Annotated in this window: 20 protein-coding genes; 16 read left to right on the forward strand and 4 right to left on the reverse strand. The window is 36.6% G+C overall.

The window, feature by feature from the left end; all coding sequences use genetic code 11:
* Nucleotides 1-4 precede the first annotated feature (4 nt).
* Genes NAT51_RS10340 through NAT51_RS10365 form a run of 6 tightly spaced genes read left to right on the forward strand, consistent with a single transcriptional unit; the run spans nucleotide 5 to nucleotide 6,932 of the window.
* Nucleotides 5-1,603, forward strand: coding sequence for a hypothetical protein (locus NAT51_RS10340; RefSeq protein WP_250598784.1), 1,599 nt, complete (start codon nucleotides 5-7; stop codon nucleotides 1,601-1,603).
* Nucleotides 1,603-2,604 carry a VWA domain-containing protein gene (locus NAT51_RS10345; protein WP_250598786.1) on the forward strand — a complete coding sequence of 334 codons (1,002 nt, stop codon included), beginning with the start codon at nucleotides 1,603-1,605 and terminating at the stop codon, nucleotides 2,602-2,604. The genes NAT51_RS10340 and NAT51_RS10345 overlap by 1 nt, the downstream gene beginning before the upstream one ends.
* Nucleotide 2,605: 1 nt before the next feature.
* Entirely contained in the window at nucleotides 2,606-3,655 is a 1,050-nt protein-coding gene (locus NAT51_RS10350; protein ID WP_250598788.1) for a VWA domain-containing protein, read from the forward strand.
* Nucleotides 3,636-4,376 carry a tetratricopeptide repeat protein gene (locus tag NAT51_RS10355; RefSeq protein ID WP_394799696.1) on the forward strand — a complete coding sequence of 247 codons (741 nt, stop codon included), beginning with the start codon at nucleotides 3,636-3,638 and terminating at the stop codon, nucleotides 4,374-4,376. Before NAT51_RS10350 ends, NAT51_RS10355 begins: the two co-directional genes overlap by 20 nt.
* An 18-nt stretch (nucleotides 4,377-4,394) precedes the next feature.
* Nucleotides 4,395-6,158 (forward strand): BatD family protein, encoded by a 1,764-nt coding sequence (locus NAT51_RS10360; RefSeq protein WP_250598790.1) that lies wholly within the window; start codon nucleotides 4,395-4,397, stop codon nucleotides 6,156-6,158.
* A gap of 30 nt (nucleotides 6,159-6,188) precedes the next feature.
* A complete protein-coding gene (locus tag NAT51_RS10365) occupies nucleotides 6,189-6,932 on the forward strand; it encodes a tetratricopeptide repeat protein (RefSeq protein ID WP_250598792.1) in 744 nt (247 codons plus the stop codon).
* Between the two features lie 2 nt (nucleotides 6,933-6,934).
* Here the strand turns inward: NAT51_RS10365 and NAT51_RS10370 are convergent, their stop codons facing one another.
* A complete protein-coding gene (locus tag NAT51_RS10370) occupies nucleotides 6,935-7,492 on the reverse strand; it encodes a CvpA family protein (RefSeq protein WP_250598794.1) in 558 nt (185 codons plus the stop codon).
* A gap of 142 nt (nucleotides 7,493-7,634) precedes the next feature.
* Here NAT51_RS10370 and NAT51_RS10375 point away from each other — a divergent pair, with 142 nt between their 5' ends.
* The 3 genes from NAT51_RS10375 (at nucleotide 7,635) to NAT51_RS10385 (ending at nucleotide 9,573) form a co-directional block, all read left to right on the forward strand.
* On the forward strand, nucleotides 7,635-7,991 hold the full coding sequence (locus NAT51_RS10375) for a hypothetical protein (protein WP_250598796.1): 357 nt from the start codon (nucleotides 7,635-7,637) through the stop codon (nucleotides 7,989-7,991).
* Between the two features lie 94 nt (nucleotides 7,992-8,085).
* Nucleotides 8,086-9,105: a phenylalanine--tRNA ligase subunit alpha gene (gene pheS / locus NAT51_RS10380; RefSeq protein WP_250598798.1), complete on the forward strand. Its 1,020-nt coding sequence runs from the start codon at nucleotides 8,086-8,088 to the stop codon at nucleotides 9,103-9,105.
* A gap of 60 nt (nucleotides 9,106-9,165) precedes the next feature.
* Nucleotides 9,166-9,573 (forward strand): hypothetical protein, encoded by a 408-nt coding sequence (locus tag NAT51_RS10385; RefSeq protein ID WP_250598800.1) that lies wholly within the window; start codon nucleotides 9,166-9,168, stop codon nucleotides 9,571-9,573.
* A gap of 12 nt (nucleotides 9,574-9,585) precedes the next feature.
* Here NAT51_RS10385 and NAT51_RS10390 read toward each other — a convergent pair whose 3' ends face one another.
* A complete protein-coding gene (locus NAT51_RS10390; RefSeq protein WP_250598802.1) occupies nucleotides 9,586-10,857 on the reverse strand; it encodes a tetratricopeptide repeat protein in 1,272 nt (423 codons plus the stop codon).
* Nucleotides 10,858-11,045: 188 nt separating this feature from the next.
* Nucleotides 11,046-12,041 carry an NAD(P)H-dependent glycerol-3-phosphate dehydrogenase gene (locus NAT51_RS10395; RefSeq protein ID WP_250598804.1) on the reverse strand — a complete coding sequence of 332 codons (996 nt, stop codon included), beginning with the start codon at nucleotides 12,039-12,041 and terminating at the stop codon, nucleotides 11,046-11,048.
* A 205-nt stretch (nucleotides 12,042-12,246) separates the two neighbouring features.
* On the opposite strand from NAT51_RS10395, the gene NAT51_RS10400 reads away from it, so the two are divergent.
* Entirely contained in the window at nucleotides 12,247-13,137 is an 891-nt protein-coding gene (locus tag NAT51_RS10400) for a nicotinic acid mononucleotide adenyltransferase (protein ID WP_250598806.1), read from the forward strand.
* A 253-nt stretch (nucleotides 13,138-13,390) separates the two neighbouring features.
* Here NAT51_RS10400 and NAT51_RS10405 read toward each other — a convergent pair whose 3' ends face one another.
* A complete protein-coding gene (locus tag NAT51_RS10405; RefSeq protein ID WP_250598808.1) occupies nucleotides 13,391-14,557 on the reverse strand; it encodes an iron-containing alcohol dehydrogenase in 1,167 nt (388 codons plus the stop codon).
* A 120-nt stretch (nucleotides 14,558-14,677) separates the two neighbouring features.
* Between NAT51_RS10405 and NAT51_RS10410 the strand changes: the two genes are divergently transcribed.
* From NAT51_RS10410 to NAT51_RS10435, 6 genes are all read left to right on the forward strand, one after another.
* Entirely contained in the window at nucleotides 14,678-15,361 is a 684-nt protein-coding gene (locus NAT51_RS10410) for an NUDIX hydrolase (protein WP_250598810.1), read from the forward strand.
* 78 nt (nucleotides 15,362-15,439) lie between these two features.
* The gene (gene prs / locus NAT51_RS10415) at nucleotides 15,440-16,267 is read left to right on the forward strand and encodes a ribose-phosphate diphosphokinase (protein ID WP_250598812.1); all 828 of its coding nucleotides are present in this window, start codon (nucleotides 15,440-15,442) and stop codon (nucleotides 16,265-16,267) included.
* On the forward strand, nucleotides 16,264-16,815 hold the full coding sequence (locus NAT51_RS10420) for an NADAR family protein (RefSeq protein ID WP_250598814.1): 552 nt from the start codon (nucleotides 16,264-16,266) through the stop codon (nucleotides 16,813-16,815). The genes prs and NAT51_RS10420 overlap by 4 nt, the downstream gene beginning before the upstream one ends.
* Nucleotides 16,815-17,282, forward strand: a complete 468-nt coding sequence (locus NAT51_RS10425) for an HAD domain-containing protein (protein ID WP_250598816.1) — start codon at nucleotides 16,815-16,817, stop codon at nucleotides 17,280-17,282. Before NAT51_RS10420 ends, NAT51_RS10425 begins: the two co-directional genes overlap by 1 nt.
* A complete protein-coding gene (locus tag NAT51_RS10430) occupies nucleotides 17,269-17,739 on the forward strand; it encodes a macro domain-containing protein (RefSeq protein ID WP_250598818.1) in 471 nt (156 codons plus the stop codon). Before NAT51_RS10425 ends, NAT51_RS10430 begins: the two co-directional genes overlap by 14 nt.
* The gene (locus NAT51_RS10435; RefSeq protein WP_250598820.1) at nucleotides 17,729-18,250 is read left to right on the forward strand and encodes an O-acetyl-ADP-ribose deacetylase; all 522 of its coding nucleotides are present in this window, start codon (nucleotides 17,729-17,731) and stop codon (nucleotides 18,248-18,250) included. The genes NAT51_RS10430 and NAT51_RS10435 overlap by 11 nt, the downstream gene beginning before the upstream one ends.
* Nucleotides 18,251-18,256 lie beyond the last annotated feature (6 nt).

The raw sequence follows: 18,256 nt of genomic DNA on the forward strand, positions 1-18,256 counted from the left end.
ATTAATGAAAGTGATCAAAAAGTATAGTTTTCTTTTGTTGTTGTTATGCCAGGTTATGGCATATGCACAGTCTTTGGAAACAAAGATCGATAAGAAAAAAAATAAAATCGGCGCTCAGTTTACGCTTACATTAACGGTTAAAGGTAAGCCTTCAACACAGGTTGCTTTCCCGAATGAGAAATTTTACGGTGGACTGGAAGTTATCGAATCGTTTCCTATCGACACTGTAAAAGAAGAATCACAATATAAACTGATTAAGAAATACGGACTAACCCAATTTGATTCGGGTAAATATGTAATTCCCAGAATTCCGGTTCTAATTAATAAAAAGCTCAATTTTTCAGATAGTATACAAGTTGAGGTACTTAATGTTAAAGTGGATACTTTAAAACAAAAAATGTATGATATCAAACCCATAATTACGGTTGAAAAACCTAATGGGAACTGGTGGAAGTATTTATTGGCTGTTTTACTGCTTTCTGGTATTGGATATGGGATCTATTATTTTTGGAAGAAAAGAAAAGCGCCAAAGGAAGAAGAAATCGTTTATAATTCCCCTATTGAAAAGGCTACAGCTCTGTTGCAATTGCTGGAGAAAAAGAATTGGCTTGAAAAAGGTGAAGTAAAAGAATATTATTCGGAACTGACTGATATTGCACGTGATTATATTGAAGAAGCGATTGAAATTCCGGCTAAGGAAAGTACAACTTCCGAATTGATCGTTTCGTTGCGAATGGCATCGAACAAGAAGAAAATGAAGCTCTCAAAAGAGACTCTTGAAAGTCTTGAGAAAATACTCAAACAAGCCGATTTGGTAAAGTTTGCCCAATCAAAGCCGCTTGATTTTGAAATTGCAAGCGACAGGGAAAAAATCGAAAGTATTATCGTTACATTCGATAAAGCCATACCAGTTGTAGTTGATGAAAGCAGTCTGAAATGGCAAAAGGAACAACAGGAATTTCTTAAGAAACAGCAACGTAAAAAACGTACGGTTGCAGTAGCAGGAATTTCGGGACTTCTACTTTTATCAGCGTTGACATTTGTTAGTATTACCAAAGGAATCGATTATGTGAAAGATGGTTTTTCCGGATATTCAACCAAAGAATTACTATATACAGACTGGTTGAAATCGGAATACGGAAATCCGGCCGTACTTATAGAAACACCGGAAGTTTTGAAACGGATGGATGTGAAGAAAGTGTTGCCTAAAAATACGATGGCATTAATCAAGGATATGCAGATGTTCAGCTTCGGTAATATTTTTGAGTATTTCTATATCACGGTTTCAACAACTGAATTCAAGCAGAAAAAAGATATCGATTTAAGTACTGCATTGGACGGAACCATTAAAACGATTGAAGCACAAGGTGTACAAAATATGCTCGTAAAACAGGAAGAATTCAGTACCGGAAAAGGAGTTAAGGGAATCAAAGGATTTGGAACCATGACAGCAAACGGTGAAGTTTTGTATTATGAGATTTTGCTATTTAGTCAGGACGGAGGTTTACAGCAAATTATGATTGTCCACAAAGACGGTGATGAAAACGGACAGAAAATAGCTGAGCGTATGTTGAATTCGGTAGAACTTAAAGTAGCAAACTAATGGCCAATGTGACTTTTTTAAACCCGGAGTTTTTCTGGTTGTTTCTTCTGCTTCCTTTAGCAGTGGCTTGGTATTTTTATAAGCGTAAAGAAGAAAAGGCAACATTGAAAATAAGTTCGTTGAAAGGATTTAAAGCTTCTGCTTCAATCATTCCTAAATTGAAACCATTGTTATTAGTACTCCGATTATTGGCACTTAGCTCGTTAATTATTGCATTGGCAAGACCGAGAAGTGTTGATGTGAGTAATAAAAGTAACAATTCTGACGGTATCGATATTGTTATTGCATCGGATGTGTCAGCCAGTATGCTGGCTGCCGATTTGAAACCAAGCCGAATGGAAGCACTTAAAAAAGTTGCGGCTTCTTTTGTCAGTGAACGTGTAAATGACCGTATAGGTGTTGTGGTTTATGCCGCCGAAGCGTATACTAAAACGCCTGTTACCAGCGACAAAGCAATGGTATTACAGTCAATTGATGATATAAAATTTGACCCGGTTCTGGAAGACGGAACAGGAATCGGAATGGGATTGGCTACAGCGGTAAACCGTTTGAAAGAGAGTAAAGCCAAAAGTAAAGTCGTGATTTTAATGACTGACGGTGTGAATAATGCCGGATTTATTGAGCCGGTTATGGCTTCTGAAATTGCTGCCGATTTAGGAATAAAAGTATACACAATCGGTATTGGAACTAATGGAAATGCAATGTTTCCTTATGCCTATGCGCCTAATGGAGAATTATTGTTCAAAATGATGCCGGTTAAGATTGATGAAAAGTTATTGCAGGAAATTGCAAAGAAAACCGGCGGAAAGTATTTCCGTGCTAAAGATAATTCGGCGTTAGAACGTATTTATGAGGAAATCAATAAATTGGAAAAATCTAAGGTTGAAGAGTTAAAGCATGTTAATTATGATGAGAAATTTAGATTTTTCGCTGGGTTGGCAGGTTTATTGTTGTTAATTGAAATAGTATTGCAGAATACCATTTTCAGAAGTTTTATTTAAGATGTATAACGAAATAGACGAATCAAAATATTTGTACTTGTTATTTTTGCTTCCAATACTGGTACTCGTTTTTCTGTGGGTTCAGGTTTGGAAACAGAAGAAGCAAAAAGAATTTGGAGATGTACATCTGGTTAAATCATTATGTCCTGATAAATCAAGATTTAAACCGGGATTGAAATTTGGTTTTGTATTGTTTGGGCTTGCTATGTTGATTGTCGCACTAGCCAATCCGAAGATAGGAACTAAAAAAGAAAAAGTTAAGAGAGAAGGAATTGATATTGTTTTTGCAATTGATGTTTCCAAAAGTATGCTGGCTGAAGATATTGCACCTAACCGATTGGAAAAAAGTAAACAGGTTGTTTCGCAGATTATCAATAGTTTAGGAAGTGACCGTGTCGGGATTATAGCGTATTCGGGAAGTGCTTTTCCGGTGTTGCCAATCACAACCGATTACAGCATTGCAAAAATGTTCCTGCAAACCATGAATCCGAATATGATTTCTTCGCAGGGAAGTAATCTGAATGAAGCTATTGAGCTTACAGACAGTTATTTTGAAGGAAGCGGTAATACCAGCAAACTACTGGTCATGGTTACGGATGGTGAAGATCATTCTGAATCGGCAGAAAAAGCAGCAGTCCAATTGCGGAAAAAAGGAATTAAAATCATTACAATAGGTATCGGCACAACGGCTGGTGGTCCAATTCCCTTAAAAAATAACGGAGTAACCGAAAGTTATCATATTGACCGTTCAACCGGTGAGAAGGTAATCACAAAATTACGTCCGGAAGCTTTGGAAGCAATTGCAAAAGCTGCCAACGGTAGTTATATCAACGGTAGTAATACCAAGAGTGTGGTGAATTTCATGAAATCATCACTCAACAAAATACAGAAAACACAATTTGAAGCTACTGAAATGTCAAGTTTCCAGTCACAGTTTCAATGGTTTTTGGGAATAGGGTTTTTCTTTTTGTTTTTAGATATGTTTCTGCTGGAAAGAAAGACAAAATGGGTTCAAAAATTGGATTTGTTTAATGAGAAGAAAGAGAAATAACATGAAAAGCGTTTTTAAAATAGTATTTTTGCTGCTTTTTGTGGGCACTTTTGCACAGCAGAAGAAGGATTTTGCATTGCCGGAAGCGAACGAACAATTTGCTAAAAAGCAATTTGCCGAAGCTGAGGCGAATTATCGTGTTTCGAAAGCAATCAATGGGAAAAGAGCAACTTCTTCGTATAATCTCGGTAACGCGATTTATAAACAAAATCAGCCAAGTGAAGCTAAATATGCTTATGCAAAAGCAATAGAATCGGCAAAAGGAAAACAGCAAAAACACAACGCATTTCATAATATCGGGAATGTATTCATGAAGGAGAAAGCATACGATAAAGCTGTTGAAGCTTATAAAAATGCATTGCGAAACAATCCTTCCGATGAAGAAACGCGCTATAACTATGCTTTGGCCAAAAAAATGCTGAAAGACAATCCTCCAAAAGGAGATGACAAAAAAGACGATAAGAAAGATAAGAATAAGGATAAAAACAAAGATCAGAATAAAGATCAAAAGGATAAAAAAGACCAGAATAATCAAAATAAGGATCAGAAAAAACCTGAGGAGAATAAGCAGGATAAGCCAAAACCTAAACCAGGTAATGTTCCGAAAGACCGTTTGCAGAATTTGCTGGATGCTGTAAATAATGAAGAAAAGAAAATTCAGGATAAGGTTAATGCCAGAAAAGTAAAAGGACAACCGGTTGAAGAAGGGAAAGACTGGTAAAAATGACGGATTAAAATAATGAGGAGACTACTTTTTATATTATTACTTTTAAGTTTCAGATTGTCTGCACAAGTACAATTTGATGCCCGTGTCAGCGCCGACAAAATGGGGATCAATGAAACGGTACAGGTTAATTTTATAATGAATGATGACGGTGATAATTTTAATTATCCAGCATTTGACGGTTTTGAAGTGGTGATGGGACCAAGTCAAACAGTCAATTTTGCTTATAATAATGGAAGAAAATCTTTTCAGAAAACATACTCGTTTATATTACATCCTCTACGAAAAGGAGTTTTGATTATCAAACCGGCAACCATTGAAATCAGAAACAGAATATATAAAACAAACCCGATAAAAATTACAGTTGGTAACGCGGTTCAGAATGATGATTATAATACACCTTACGCCAAGCAGCTTAAGCAACAAAAAAAGAGCGAGCAGGTTTTTCTAGTTGCTGATATTTCAAACCCAAACCCATATCTTAATGAACGTGTGACAATTACTTATAAATTGTTTGTAGGGCCTCAGGCTGAAATTACAGGGTACAGTTCAACAGGGAAAGATCCTCAATATAAAGATTTTTGGAGTCAGGTTGAAAAGAATGATAATCCACAGCCTAAAAATCAAACTGTAAACGGCCAGGATTACCGTTATGTTGATTTAACCAGTGTGGTATTGTATCCTCAAAAATCAGGTAAATTTACGATTGATCCATTATTGCTGAATGTTGAACTAAATGTAATACAGGGTTTTGATATTTTTGGTGATCCGGTAGGAAAGCCAATGGTGAAACGATTTTCAACAGGTTCGAAAGTTATAACCGTTAAACCGCTTCCGGAAAGCAATAAACCCGAATCCTTTACCGGTGCAGTTGGGAACTTTGATTTTCAGGTTGTTCCTTCAAGAACACAATTGAAAGCAGGAGAATCTTTTGATTTAAAAATTGTAGCCAGCGGAAAAGGGAATTTGAAACTATTTACCTTACCTAAACCAGTTGTGCCTTCGGCATTAGAAATGTATGAACCGGCCCATAAAGAGAATATACAGACTTCAGTAGCCGGAATGTCAGGAAATGTAGCTGATACCTATACAATTATTCCGCAAAAGAAAGGGGAATATGTTATAGATCCGATCACTTTTACTTATTTTGATCCATCTACAAATCAATATAAAACCATTAGTTCCGGAAAGATTAAAGTTGATGTAGCAGAAGGTAATGTTATCGTAAACAATGATGCTGAAACCAGTGCAACTAAAACAGAAGTAAAAGCGAATACTACTTTCGGCTTTATAAAAACTAAAACGGAATTATCCGACAAGAATAATGGTGGTTTTTTAGGTTCAGGATTGTTTTACGCACTATTGTTTATTCCTTTTCTTTTGGTTCCGGTATTAGTAGTTTTCAGAAAGAGAAAAGATGCCAGCGATGCTGATGTCACCGGAAACAGAATTAAATTATCAAATAAATTGGCTAAGAAGTATTTGTCTGAAGCGCAAAAACAATTGGCAAATAAAGAGCCATTTTATATAGCACTGGAAAGAGCATTGCATAATTTCCTGAAAGCAAAACTTCATTTGGAAACATTTGAAATGAGCAAGGATAAAATCAAAGAATTATTATTGGTTAAAAAAGCAGATCCGGATACGGTAAACCAATTTATTGCTTTGGTTGAAAGCTGTGAATTTGCACGTTACGCGCCGTCAACCGGAGCGAGTCTGCAAAATGATTACAATTTGGCGGTAAGTATTATTTCCGAACTTGAAAAACAATTGGTTTAGAAATTGAAATCAGAATTTCAAAGAAATTAAATGAGAAAAATAATTTACATAGTCTTATTGTTTACCCAAGTATTTTGGGCGCAGGATGCTTTTGAAAAAGGAAATGAACTGTATCAAAAGGGGAATTATGAGCAGGCAGCTTCCGTGTATCAGAATATTCTGGATTCCGGTCATGAATCGGCTGAGGTTTATTTTAACTTGGGAAATTGTTTTTATAAACTCAGACAAACAGCACCGGCAATCTATAATTTTGAAAAAGCATTGCAGCTGGAGCCAAATGATTGTGAGATATTGAACAATCTTGGATTTGCGCAAAAAATGACAATTGATCATATTGAAGAAGTCCCAAAACTGGGGTTTTCAAAGTTGTTTTCCGATTCTACTTCTCTATTTCATTATGATACATGGGCCTGGTTGTCAGTTGTATTTGCATTTATGGCATTGTTAGGTTTTTCAGGCTATTATTTTTCTAACACAACAACCTTGAAAAGAGTTTTCTTTTCCGGAATGTTGTTTTCGTTACTTTTTGTAATACTTAGTGTTTTTGCAGGTTTTTTTGAAAAGAACCGTTTGGAAAAAGAAAGTCCCGCCATTGTTTTTGCAGAAGAAATCATCGTGAAGAGTGAACCGAATGCATCGGCACCTGATGCTTTCACGTTGCACGAAGGCACAAAGGTTTATGCTTTGGAAACAGTTGGAAATTATAAAAAAATACAATTACTGAATCAAAAAGAAGGCTGGATTGTAAAATCTGCGATCAAAGAACTTAAGTAATATTATTGAACGGTATCTTTGGAAAATTCTGCATCTTCCGACTTGTCATAATCCAAAACTTCTTCTTTTACATCATTAAACCAATCACTTAAAACGGGAAGCAATATTTCGGATGTTTTCATGCAAGGACCAACCAGTAAGGTGTTTTCCTGTAAATCTTCATCAACTTTTATGAAATTACTGTTCATTTTTTGGAACAAAGTCAGAATAATTCCGAAAAAAAGAGCCGTTTTAATCGAGCCGAAAACACCGCCCAATAATGAGTTTGCCCATCCAAGGAATGCAAAACTGGCAATTCCTGACAACGTTTTGGCTAATAAATGGATGGTAACAACTACAATCAATAATGTAATCACAAAGGAAGCGACCTGAAGTGTTTTAGGTGACCATGATTCGCTGTCTCCTATCGCGTTTTGTACAATATAGGAGAATTTCACGGCTATAAAAATGCCGATGAAAAATGCAACCAGTGAGGCTAACTCAACGAATAAGCCGTCTTTGTATCCTTTGTAAAATCCAACAGCTAAGAATATGGCTAATATGATATCTAAAACTCCCATTTTTGTCTCTTTTTTCCCAAAATTAAGAAAATACGGTAAAGAATCAACAGAAAAGAATATCAATGCTATCTTTGCAGACTAATTTTATGATTGTGAACTCATAGCTCATGACTCATAACTCATAACTCATAACAAAAAACGAATGTCACGCGATATACAACTCAAAGAACGCTGGGATCTGCTGGTTCAAAAACTTTCAGATCAATTTTCACAGGGTGAAGACCTTGATTTAGACGCCATTATTTATTTAATCGGGGTTCAGGAACTTGGTAAATTTAATACAACCTATAAGAAAGACGAAAAAATCAATTTGATGCATATAGCCATTTGCCGTTTGCTGGAGCCATATGGTTATTATGAATTTGAATATTTTGACAACGATGGCTGGCCACATTATACTGTAAAAGCCGAATTACCGCCATTGAAAGCTGGTGAACAATCGGTTTTGATGAAGGAAGCCATTGTTAATTATTTTCTCGAGAACGGATTTATAGAATAATAGCATAAAAATGTAAAGTGAACAGATTCATTAGTCTTTAACTGTTCATCGATAACCAAAAAATAGTAACTTTGCATCCTTATTGAAAAGACCCATGACAGATAAGATTAAAGAATACATTGAAGAAGCGAAAGCTTTTACAACCCAAAATAAAGAGAAGCTGGAAGAATTCCGAATCAAATTCCTTGGGAGTAAAGGTTTGGTTAAGGATATTTTTGCTGAATTCAGAAATGTACCGAATGATCAGAAGAAAGAATTCGGGCAGGTAATCAACTTGCTGAAAACCATTGCTGAAGATAAAGTGAAAGCGATTCAGGAGGAGTTGGAAAGTAAAGAAGAGGTAAAAGGAATTTATGGCGATTTATCACGTCCGGCTGAACCATTCAAAATTGGTTCACGCCACCCAATTTCTTTGGTGAAAAACCAGGTTATCGATATTTTCTCTAATATTGGATTTAATGTATCTGAAGGTCCGGAAATTGAAGATGACTGGCATAACTTTACCGCATTGAATTTACCTGAATACCATCCGGCAAGAGATATGCAGGATACGTTCTTTATCCAGACCAATCCGGATATCTTATTGCGTACGCATACATCATCGGTGCAGGTGCGTTACATGGAAAACAATAAACCGCCTATCCGTACCATTTCTCCGGGAAGGGTATTCCGTAATGAGGCAGTATCATCACGTTCACACTGTATTTTCCACCAGGTGGAAGGTTTATATATTGACAAGGATGTTTCTTTCGCCGATTTGAAGCAGACGCTTTTGTATTTCACGAAAGAAATGTTCGGAAAGTCAAAAATCAGATTGCGTCCGTCTTATTTCCCATTCACGGAGCCAAGTGCCGAAGTGGATATCTATTGGGGATTAAAAACTGAAACCGATTACCGTATTACAAAGGGTACCGGATGGTTGGAAATCATGGGCTGCGGTATGGTGGATCCGAATGTTTTAAAAAACTGCGATATCAATCCGGACGAATACAATGGTTTTGCTTTCGGAATGGGTATCGAGCGTATGGCGATGTTACTGTATCAAATCAGTGATATCCGTATGTTCTATGAAAATGATGTCCGTTTTCTTGAACAATTTAAATCGAGTATATAACGAAATAAATAGAAACCCTTTCAGAATAACTCTCGAAAGGGTTTTTTCTTCAAAAACAAAATGAAAAAAGATATAGAAATCCCGAAAGTAGAAAATGTATTTCTGGCTGCAATCCAGGAGTGGAGTGATGACTTTATGGACAAAGTCTGGTATGTTTATTTAGTGAATGATTCCGATTTTGATCTGGATAGTGTAATGGTGGTTTCCAAAGCCTTTGGAACTATAGATGGAGAAATGCGCAAAACATCGCTTTTAAGACACGCTTTTATAAAAGTGCCAACTGTATCTGCCGTGAAAGTAGAAATGATTGAAAACAGCGTTTTAGAGCTTAATAATGAGTTTATGGTGACTTATTTCATAGGAAATACTTTGTACGATAAGAAATTTACCTTCCGTAAGAATACCATTAATGAACGTGCCACCGAAGAAGTGCCCCATATTTGGCAGAATGGTGTGGTTTTAAGATAAAAAAAAGACTCTTTATTTAAGAGTCTTTTTTAATTCCTTTATTTCCTTTTCGTTATATCCCAATTCTTTACAGATTGCTTCAATTTTTTTGAAACTAATTTTTTCCAGAGGATTGAAATATATATGACGGCCCATAAAACCTAATTGTGCCATTGCGTCTGTAGGCATTTCTTCTGAAAGCATCGGTTTTACAGTTTTTAAGATCTCTCTTAAGCCTTTTTCTTCATCAAACGCAATTATATATTTCGGTACATCCGGTGGAATTAATGTGGAAGGCATTTTTGCTATTGTTGGCAAATAATCAGTCATTACCTGCCAAGAACTTTCATCCTTGATACTGGCCATTATTCTGGCTAAGTTCGTGATAGTACATGTAGATACCCTCGAGTTGAATAATTCATGGACTTTGTCTAAAGCCGGCTTTCCTGTTTTAATCAAAAGATTTGCTGCATCATCTTCCAATCCGTTACCATGATTTGCATGAATGTTTAAAATTGCAATACAGGTTTCTATTGTGAAGTTCTGGCTTTCATTTTTTTCAATTTCTTTTAATTTGTTGAGCTTTGATTTGTAATCTTTGCTCTCATCGTTAAAAAAATTAATGGTTTCAAGGTTTTTTTCAGAAAATTCCATCTCACAAAATGAAGGGACTAATTGGTGAAAATATCTTTTTTTGTTAAAAAGTTCACCTTTGGCTTTATCACCGCTTACTTCATATAATTCGGAAAGTTTAGAAAGAAGCTGTGGTTCGTTTGGATATGATTCCGATAGCTTTAGGAGGCATTCTTCAGCTGATTTGTAATTTTTTAAACCCAGATGGTTTTCGGCAATATTGAAAAGTGCTTCACTTTTTAATTCAGGAATCTCAACTATTTTCAGGAATTCTACATTCGATTTTTCAAATTCATTTTTTAGTTGGTAAATTTTACCGATGGTGTAAATCTCTTCGAAACGTTCCTGATAATTATTAACTAGGAAAATCAGGTCATTTAATGCAGCATCAAGATTTTCTGTCTTGAATTTTTCTTCATCATAATTAAGACCTTTTGCTTTATAAACAGCGTTTCCGTCAATGTTTCTTTGTCCGGTTCCGTTTTCATATAGTTCAAGTAACAGAAGGCTTTTTCTTTTAATGAGTTGGGCATTTTTTCCAAATTTTCCGATAGCTTCTTCCAGCATTTCAACTCCTTTTATGACTTCACCGCTTCTGAATAAACTTAAAGCATAAGTTTCGTGACTTTCAGGACAATCGTTGTTCTTGAGAATTTTTTCTGAAATTTCCACGGCTTTGGCGCTTCTGTTTTCGTTAAGTGCTGTATAAGCATCATTTAACTGGCTTTTAATGTTGTCAGAACACTCTTCAGTTGAATTTTTTAAATTCTGATAATCAAATTTTTTACGCGTGTATGTTTCCTGACTAAAGCATGCTATTGTAAAAAAAAAGAAAGAAAAATAGTTTTTTCATTGTATGCTTAATTCAACTTATCTGTTAATTTTTTAAACGATTGCTTCGCTTCTTTGCCTTCATACAATACTTCGTATACGGCATCTAAAATAGGCGTTTTAGCAGCATATTCCTTGTTCAGGTTCCAGGCACTTTTAGCGGCATAATATCCTTCAGCGACCATGCTCATTTCCATTTGCGCCGATTTTACCGTATAACCTTTACCAATCATGTTACCAAACATCCTGTTTCTGGAAAATACCGAATATCCCGTTACCAATAAGTCGCCTAAATAGGCCGAATTATTGATATTGCGTTTCATTTTATGGACTTTCTTGATAAAGCGTTTCATCTCGCGGATGGCATTGCTCATCAAAACCGCCTGAAAGTTATCTCCGTAACCCAAACCATGGGCAATACCGGCAGCAATTGAATAAATATTTTTTAAAACCGCCGCATACTCGGTTCCGATGATATCGTCAGAAGTTTTTGTTTTGATAAAATAACTCGACAGATTTTTAGCCATTACTTTAGCTTTTGCCGCATCACCACAGGCAATGGTTAAGTACGATAAACGCTCTAACGCAACTTCTTCAGCGTGACACGGACCGGTTATAACCCCAATATTGTCGTAATCGATATTGTAGTTTTTGTGGAAGTGTTCGCCCACAATCATACTGGTTTCGGGTACGATACCTTTAATGGCGGAGAAAATGATTTTTCCCTGTAAATCTTCGGTTAAGTTTTGAAGCTCGTTGTTCAGGAAAGCTGACGGAATGGCAAAAATGACATAATCGGCATCTTTTACCGCTTCGTTGATATCGTTGGTAAGGTTTAATTTTTTAATATCAAATTCAACCGAACTTAAATAATTCGGGTTGTGTTTGTGTAATTTTAAATGTTCTAAAGCATAAACGCTTCTCATGTACCAATTTACCTGGTCAACATTCATGGTCAGCATTTTAACGATAGCCGTTGCCCAACTACCGCCGCCTATTACGGCAAATTTAGGTTTTTCACTCATAGTTGAATTTTTAGCCCCGATAGAAACGGCATCCTTTTTACTTGTTAGAGAGGTATCTGTCAGACAAAAAAGTATCGGAAACAAGTAAAAAGATACAGTGGATAGCGGGAAAAAGCTCCTAAAAAAATTAAGGAAAATCAAAGGTAAGAAATTTTTGGCACGCAAATTGGATAGGTAGTTATGAAAACAATAAAAAACTAATATTATGAAAGCTTTAAAACTACTTTTGATCGCCCTAATCACACCAGTTTTGCTTACGTCTTGTACTACCGATGTATATTATGAGGATGATCACGGGATTTCCTTACCGGAATTAATGGAAGGCTACGATTTATGGTATGTTGATTATGACGCGACTACCGGAAGTGGTGACGTACCGTTTTTATCCAGAGCTTTTACCGTTTCATTTCTGAATGGTGATTTATATGCAAACAATAACCTTGCAGGTATCGGAACAACAGGAGGAGGTTTCGGAATTCGGGTTGGTTACTATGATTATTATACTAATTCGGTACGTGTGTATCACGATGTATACGGCGCGTATGATTTAGAAGTGTACCAAATTTCTGCCAACAGAATTAAATTATATAGCCCGAGCCAAAATGTTTCCTATTACCTGATCGGTTACCAAAGAAGTACTTTTGATTACGACCGTTTGTTCTATGATAACATTCATTATTTTTTACAGGAATACAGAGCTTGGGAAAAAGTATATACCAGCAATGTTGGAGCTTTGAATGATTTTGATAACGAGCATTTCATCAAATTCGTTCCGGGCGGAAGCAGCGATACGTTCAAATCATCACAGGATGCACCCGGCACACCGGTTAACAACATCTATTGGGATTTCACCGGATACTACGGTATTTCGAACACTTCGAACCCGTACAGTAAAACTTTAACATTAGATTATGATTTTTGGGGCAATGAATCGTTTACGCTTAGCGTTATCAATGACAACCGAATAAGATTATATCATAATGCAAGTGGTACAACTTATGAATTTGTGGGAAGAGGTTTCATTCAATATATGAAACAGTCTCCCGCAGAAGTTAAGAAAAACGCAACAAAAGAGTTAGTTAGTAAATCGAAATAAATTTAAATTAAGTTACGTTTTGTTTTTGGTGTTTAGTAAGAAGGCGCTCTAGGAATTTATTTCCAGAGCGCCTTCTGAATTTTTAATGGTTTTTTGGGCGTTTCCCTTCGGGTCGGGCTTTACGCTATATCTTTTTTACTTGTTCTCGATACGCTTCGCACTCGAACTGACGTAAAAAAGGATGCCGCTTCAATCCCTAACGCGGGCGTATCTCAATCACAATTATAAGTCTCCAAATTGGAATTTATACTTTTTAATAACTCATTTCCACAATTTCACGGACCTTCTCAGGCGTGATGTTTTGTTTTTCGCCCAATGCTTTCCAACCTCTTTCTTCGAAGCGTTTTACTATGAAATCGGCAGTTCCGTCAAATTGATCCGTGTTCTCGGATAATTTGGTTTGCATTCCCATGGCATGTAGGAATTCAACAGTTTTCTCAATGGCTTTTTCCGCTTTGTCTTCAACAGAAGTTCCGGTTATGCCAAATACACGTTCTCCGTATTGTGCAAGTTTGTCTTTCTTGGTTTCAAACATTACGCGGTATAAACTTGGACCTATGATGGCTAATGTTCTCGCGTGATCAATTTCATATAAAGCTGTCAACTCGTGACCAATCATGTGTGTGGCCCAGTCGGATGGCACGCCTTTTTGGATTAATCCGTTCAAGGCCATGGTCGCGCTCCACATAAAATTGGAAGCCAGTTTGTAATCGGATGGATTTTCAACTACTGACGGACCAATTTCCACTAATGTCTGTAAAATACCTTCTGCAATTCTATCCTGTAACAAAGCATCGTGCGGATACGTTAGGTATTGTTCCAATACGTGTGTGTAGGCGTCAACGATTCCGTTTTGGATTTGTCTTTTCGGTAATGATTCAATTACGGTTGGATCACAAACTGAGAATTTCGGAAATAAAGCACTGCCTCCAAATGCTAGTTTTTCCTGTGATTCGTCGATCGTAATTACCGCTCCCGAATTCATTTCACTTCCGGTAGCCGGTAAGGTTAATACCGTTCCGAATGGAATAACTTCCGAAAGTTCCTTGATTAATAAACGTTTGTGCAGGATATCTTTTGGTTCTCCTTTGAATTTTACGGCTGCCGAAATGAATTTTACACCATCAATCACGCTTCCGCCACCGACAGCTAAAATAAAACCGATGTTCTGCTCGCGGATGATTTCCACGGCTTTCATCAGGGTTTCATAGCGTGGATTGGGTTCAATGCCGCCAAATTCCACTATTTCATATCCGGCCAATGCCGTTTTGACCTGGTCATAAACACCGTTTTTAAAAATACTTCCGCCACCGTAAGCGAGTAATATTTTTGAATCTTTTGCTACTAAATCGGGAAGTTTTGCGATTTGTCCCTTGCCAAATACATAGTTGGTGGGATTGTATAATTCGAAGTTTGTCATAATTTAAAAAATTTAGGACATAAATTTAAGGAAGATTTAACCGACGCGTTTTAAAACTTTGTTAAATGATATATACGAGAATTGCATTATATTTGTGTATAAATCACACATAAAACAGCCATGCAGAATATCAAAATAGCCGTTGATGCTATAGTATTTGGTTATCAAAACAATACACTTTTTGTTTTATTGATCCAGCAGAAATTCGGGAGCCAGAATTCGTATTGGGCAGTACCGGGCGGTTTGGTTCAGGAAGACGAATCACTTATTGAAGCTGTTAAACGTGAATTGAAAGAAGAAACGAATGTTGCAGTTAATTACCTGGAACAATTATACACTTTCGGGGATGATATTACCCGGGATTCCCGTAACCGTGTGATTTCGGTAGCATACATGGCACTTGTTGATCCGTCCAAATTAATTTTAAAAGCAGATACCGATGCTGATGAAGTATCATGGGTGCCGGTTACTAAAATCCCAAATCTTGCTTTCGATCACAATGATATGATTGTTAAAGGTTTGGAGCGTTTAAAGGCTAAACTGACGTACCAACCCATAGGTTTTGATTTGTTGCCAGCTGAATTTCTTTTCTCTGAACTTGAAAATCTCTACACAACAATTCTTCAAAAAGAGATAGATCGCAGAAATTTCCGCAAAAAAATGTTGAGCTTTGGTATTTTGGAAGAAACAGAAACGATCTTACCGCAAAAAGCAGGCCGCCCAGCGAAGTTATTCCGCTTTAATACAGTAAAATACAACCAACTTGTTAAGGAGGGTTTTCACTTTGAAATTAAGTTTGCGTAAAAATTACACTAAAATATTTTGCCGGTAAATTTATTGTTTTTACATTTGTGTAATAAATACGCAAAAAAACAATAAATCATGATACTTAATTTAGATCCTCAGTTCCGTCCGTTTTCAAATGAATCAGAAATTGCTTTCCAGAGTTTTACTTTTTCGGGAGGTGAACCGCATATTAAAATACAATCGGGTTTTGATGTTTCCCAAAAAGTGACAGTTACACACCGTGTGAATTCGTTCAATGATCTGGGATTGGTGTGTGTTACGATTGATGCTTTAAAACGAATGGGAGTCAAAGTGATTGATTTGTTTATTCCATATTTCCCGGCTGCCAGACAAGACCGTGTGATGATTCCGGGCGAACCTTTGTCGGTAAAAGTATATGCTGATATTATTAACGGAATGGGTTTGAATAAGGTGATGGTTTTTGATGCACACTCGGAAGTTACCCCGGCTTTGGTGAATAATTGTGATGTAATCCCGAATTATGTATTTATCGAAAAAGTGCTGAAAGAAATTGGCAATGAAGCCAAATTGATTTCTCCTGACGGTGGAGCTCTAAAGAAAATCTATAAAGTTTCCGAATTTTTAGGTGGTGTCGAAGTGGTGGAATGCAGTAAAAGCCGTGATGTAAAAACCGGAAAGCTTTCAGGATTTAAAGTTTATGCGGATGATCTGGAAGGAATGGATTGTCTTATAGTGGATGATATCTGCGACGGCGGCGGCACTTTTATCGGCTTGGCCGAAGAACTGAAAAAGAAAAATGCCGGAAAATTATATTTAGCAGTCAGCCACGGTATTTTCAATAAAGGATTTGAGAGTCTGACTGTTTTTGATAAAATATTTACAACCAACTCATTTAAGGATTTTGATAATGGGGTTGTGAAACAAATTACATTGGAATTATGAACTATTCAATAGATATACTAAGTGAAGAATTTAGAAAAGGTAAGCGGCATAAATTTTTATTTTTCTGGGGCCACCAGAAATCAAAAGATGGATCGATAACCAAAACATGCTTCAGTCAGTGGTGGGGAAGTCCGTTTACGGTTGACGGAGTTGTTTATAAAACAGCCGAACACTGGATGATGGCCAGAAAAGCCGAACTATTTGGTGATTCTGAAATATACAACAGAATCCTCGATGCAAAATCACCCGCAGAAGCAAAAGCGTTAGGAAGGGAAGTCAAAGGTTTTAAGGCTGATGTCTGGAATGAAAAATGCTATCAAATTGTGGTAGACGGAAATTTCCATAAATTCAGTCAGAATACAGAACTGAAAGAGTTTTTATTGCAAACTAAAGACAGGGTAATTGTGGAAGCGAGTCCGGTAGATAAAATCTGGGGAATCGGTCTAACGGGCGACAGTAATAAAGCCGAAAATCCATTACTGTGGAATGGTTTGAATTTATTAGGATTTGCTTTGATGGAGGTTAGGGATCTTTTGAATGCTAAGTAATGAGGCAAATTGTTTTGATATTAGATTTAGACGGTGTTCTTATCACGACTCCAACCTGGAAGAAAGATGTGATGCATCTTGACGGCTATTCAGATTTCAATGAAAACTGTGTGGCGAATCTAAATCAGCTACTTGCAAATTATCCGATTACAATTTTTCTGAGTTCAACAAGAAGAACTGTCAAAACATTGGATGAGTTCAATGCAATTTTTCAGAATAGGAGTATTAAACAAAAGATAGAAGGGTTTCTTCCTTTGTATGAAAATAAAACCAGAAAGGGAGAACTTGAGCAGTTTGTGGCTGATAAAGGATTAAAAGATTTTATAATTATTGATGACGATAAATCTACCTTGGGTTTACCGGTAGAAATAAAACAAAAATTGGTTCATACCAATCTTCTGGACGGTTTTACGGAAGAAAAACTTGAAGAAGCGATTCAAATTATTCAAAATAATGAAAAACATTAAATACATAAAAGGAGATGCGACCCAACCTAATGACAACGGGAATAAGATAATTGTGCATGTTTGCAATGATATTGGAGGATGGGGAAAAGGATTTGTAATGGCAATTTCGAACAGATGGCCAGAACCGGAACGTCAATATAGGGAATGGTATAAGTCGAAAATCAATTTTGAATTGGGCGAAACACAATTTGTAAAAGTTGAAGAAGATCTTTGGGTTGCCAATATGATTGGTCAACATAAAATCAACAAGGACGAAAACGGGAATGCCCCAATCCGTTATGAAGCAATCCGTGACGGATTGAATAAGGTTTCCGAATTTGCCTTATTACATAATACTTCAGTGCATATGCCAAGAATCGGTTGTGGGTTAGCCGGTGGAAAGTGGGATATTGTTGAACCGATATTGATTGAAACACTTTCGCAAAAAGACATTGAAGTAACAGTTTATGATTTCTAATGTAAAAATAACAGCAATACAATCCGACATTACAACCATTGAAGTTGATGCCATTGTCAACGCGGCAAATACATCCCTACTTGGCGGTGGAGGAGTCGATGGCGCAATTCACCGCAAAGGCGGAAAAACAATCTTAGAGGAATGTGTAACCATACGCAATAAACAAGGCGGTTGTGAAATAGGAGAAGCGGTCATCACCACAGCAGGTAACTTACCGGCGAAGTTTGTGATTCATACAGTTGGGCCGGTTTGGAACGGAGACAAAGAGGAAAAGCAACAATTATTGGCACAATGTTATGTGAATTCTCTGAAATTAGCTGAAAAGCACCAACTGAAAACCATCGCTTTTCCAAACATCAGCACGGGAATTTATCATTTCCCAAAAGACAAAGCAGCAAAGATTGCGGTTCAAACGGTTAAAAACTTCCCTTTTCAATCCGTTGAAGAAGTCATTTTCGTCTGCTTTGACGAAGAAAATTATAAAATATATCAGACGTTATTGTCTGATTAAGACAAT

Origin of the sequence: Flavobacterium amniphilum, assembly GCF_023634845.1 — a bacterium.
In the GTDB taxonomy this organism is placed as follows: Bacteria; Bacteroidota; Bacteroidia; order Flavobacteriales; family Flavobacteriaceae; genus Flavobacterium; species Flavobacterium amniphilum.

Bases quoted from the DNA above. Each gene is read 5' to 3' on its own strand.
- NAT51_RS10340 (WP_250598784.1), top strand. From the start codon at position 5: ATGAAAGTGATCAAAAAGTATAGTTTTCTTTTGTTGTTGTTATGCCAG.
- NAT51_RS10345 (WP_250598786.1), top strand. From the start codon at position 1,603: ATGGCCAATGTGACTTTTTTAAACCCGGAGTTTTTCTGGTTGTTTCTT.
- NAT51_RS10350 (WP_250598788.1), top strand. From the start codon at position 2,606: ATGTATAACGAAATAGACGAATCAAAATATTTGTACTTGTTATTTTTG.
- NAT51_RS10355 (WP_394799696.1), top strand. From the start codon at position 3,636: ATGAGAAGAAAGAGAAATAACATGAAAAGCGTTTTTAAAATAGTATTT.
- NAT51_RS10360 (WP_250598790.1), top strand. From the start codon at position 4,395: ATGAGGAGACTACTTTTTATATTATTACTTTTAAGTTTCAGATTGTCT.
- NAT51_RS10365 (WP_250598792.1), top strand. From the start codon at position 6,189: ATGAGAAAAATAATTTACATAGTCTTATTGTTTACCCAAGTATTTTGG.
- NAT51_RS10370 (WP_250598794.1), bottom strand. From the start codon at position 7,492: ATGGGAGTTTTAGATATCATATTAGCCATATTCTTAGCTGTTGGATTT.
- NAT51_RS10375 (WP_250598796.1), top strand. From the start codon at position 7,635: ATGTCACGCGATATACAACTCAAAGAACGCTGGGATCTGCTGGTTCAA.
- pheS (WP_250598798.1), top strand. From the start codon at position 8,086: ATGACAGATAAGATTAAAGAATACATTGAAGAAGCGAAAGCTTTTACA.
- NAT51_RS10385 (WP_250598800.1), top strand. From the start codon at position 9,166: ATGAAAAAAGATATAGAAATCCCGAAAGTAGAAAATGTATTTCTGGCT.
- NAT51_RS10395 (WP_250598804.1), bottom strand. From the start codon at position 12,041: ATGAGTGAAAAACCTAAATTTGCCGTAATAGGCGGCGGTAGTTGGGCA.
- NAT51_RS10400 (WP_250598806.1), top strand. From the start codon at position 12,247: ATGAAAGCTTTAAAACTACTTTTGATCGCCCTAATCACACCAGTTTTG.
- NAT51_RS10405 (WP_250598808.1), bottom strand. From the start codon at position 14,557: ATGACAAACTTCGAATTATACAATCCCACCAACTATGTATTTGGCAAG.
- NAT51_RS10410 (WP_250598810.1), top strand. From the start codon at position 14,678: ATGCAGAATATCAAAATAGCCGTTGATGCTATAGTATTTGGTTATCAA.
- prs (WP_250598812.1), top strand. From the start codon at position 15,440: ATGATACTTAATTTAGATCCTCAGTTCCGTCCGTTTTCAAATGAATCA.
- NAT51_RS10420 (WP_250598814.1), top strand. From the start codon at position 16,264: ATGAACTATTCAATAGATATACTAAGTGAAGAATTTAGAAAAGGTAAG.
- NAT51_RS10425 (WP_250598816.1), top strand. From the start codon at position 16,815: ATGAGGCAAATTGTTTTGATATTAGATTTAGACGGTGTTCTTATCACG.
- NAT51_RS10430 (WP_250598818.1), top strand. From the start codon at position 17,269: ATGAAAAACATTAAATACATAAAAGGAGATGCGACCCAACCTAATGAC.
- NAT51_RS10435 (WP_250598820.1), top strand. From the start codon at position 17,729: ATGATTTCTAATGTAAAAATAACAGCAATACAATCCGACATTACAACC.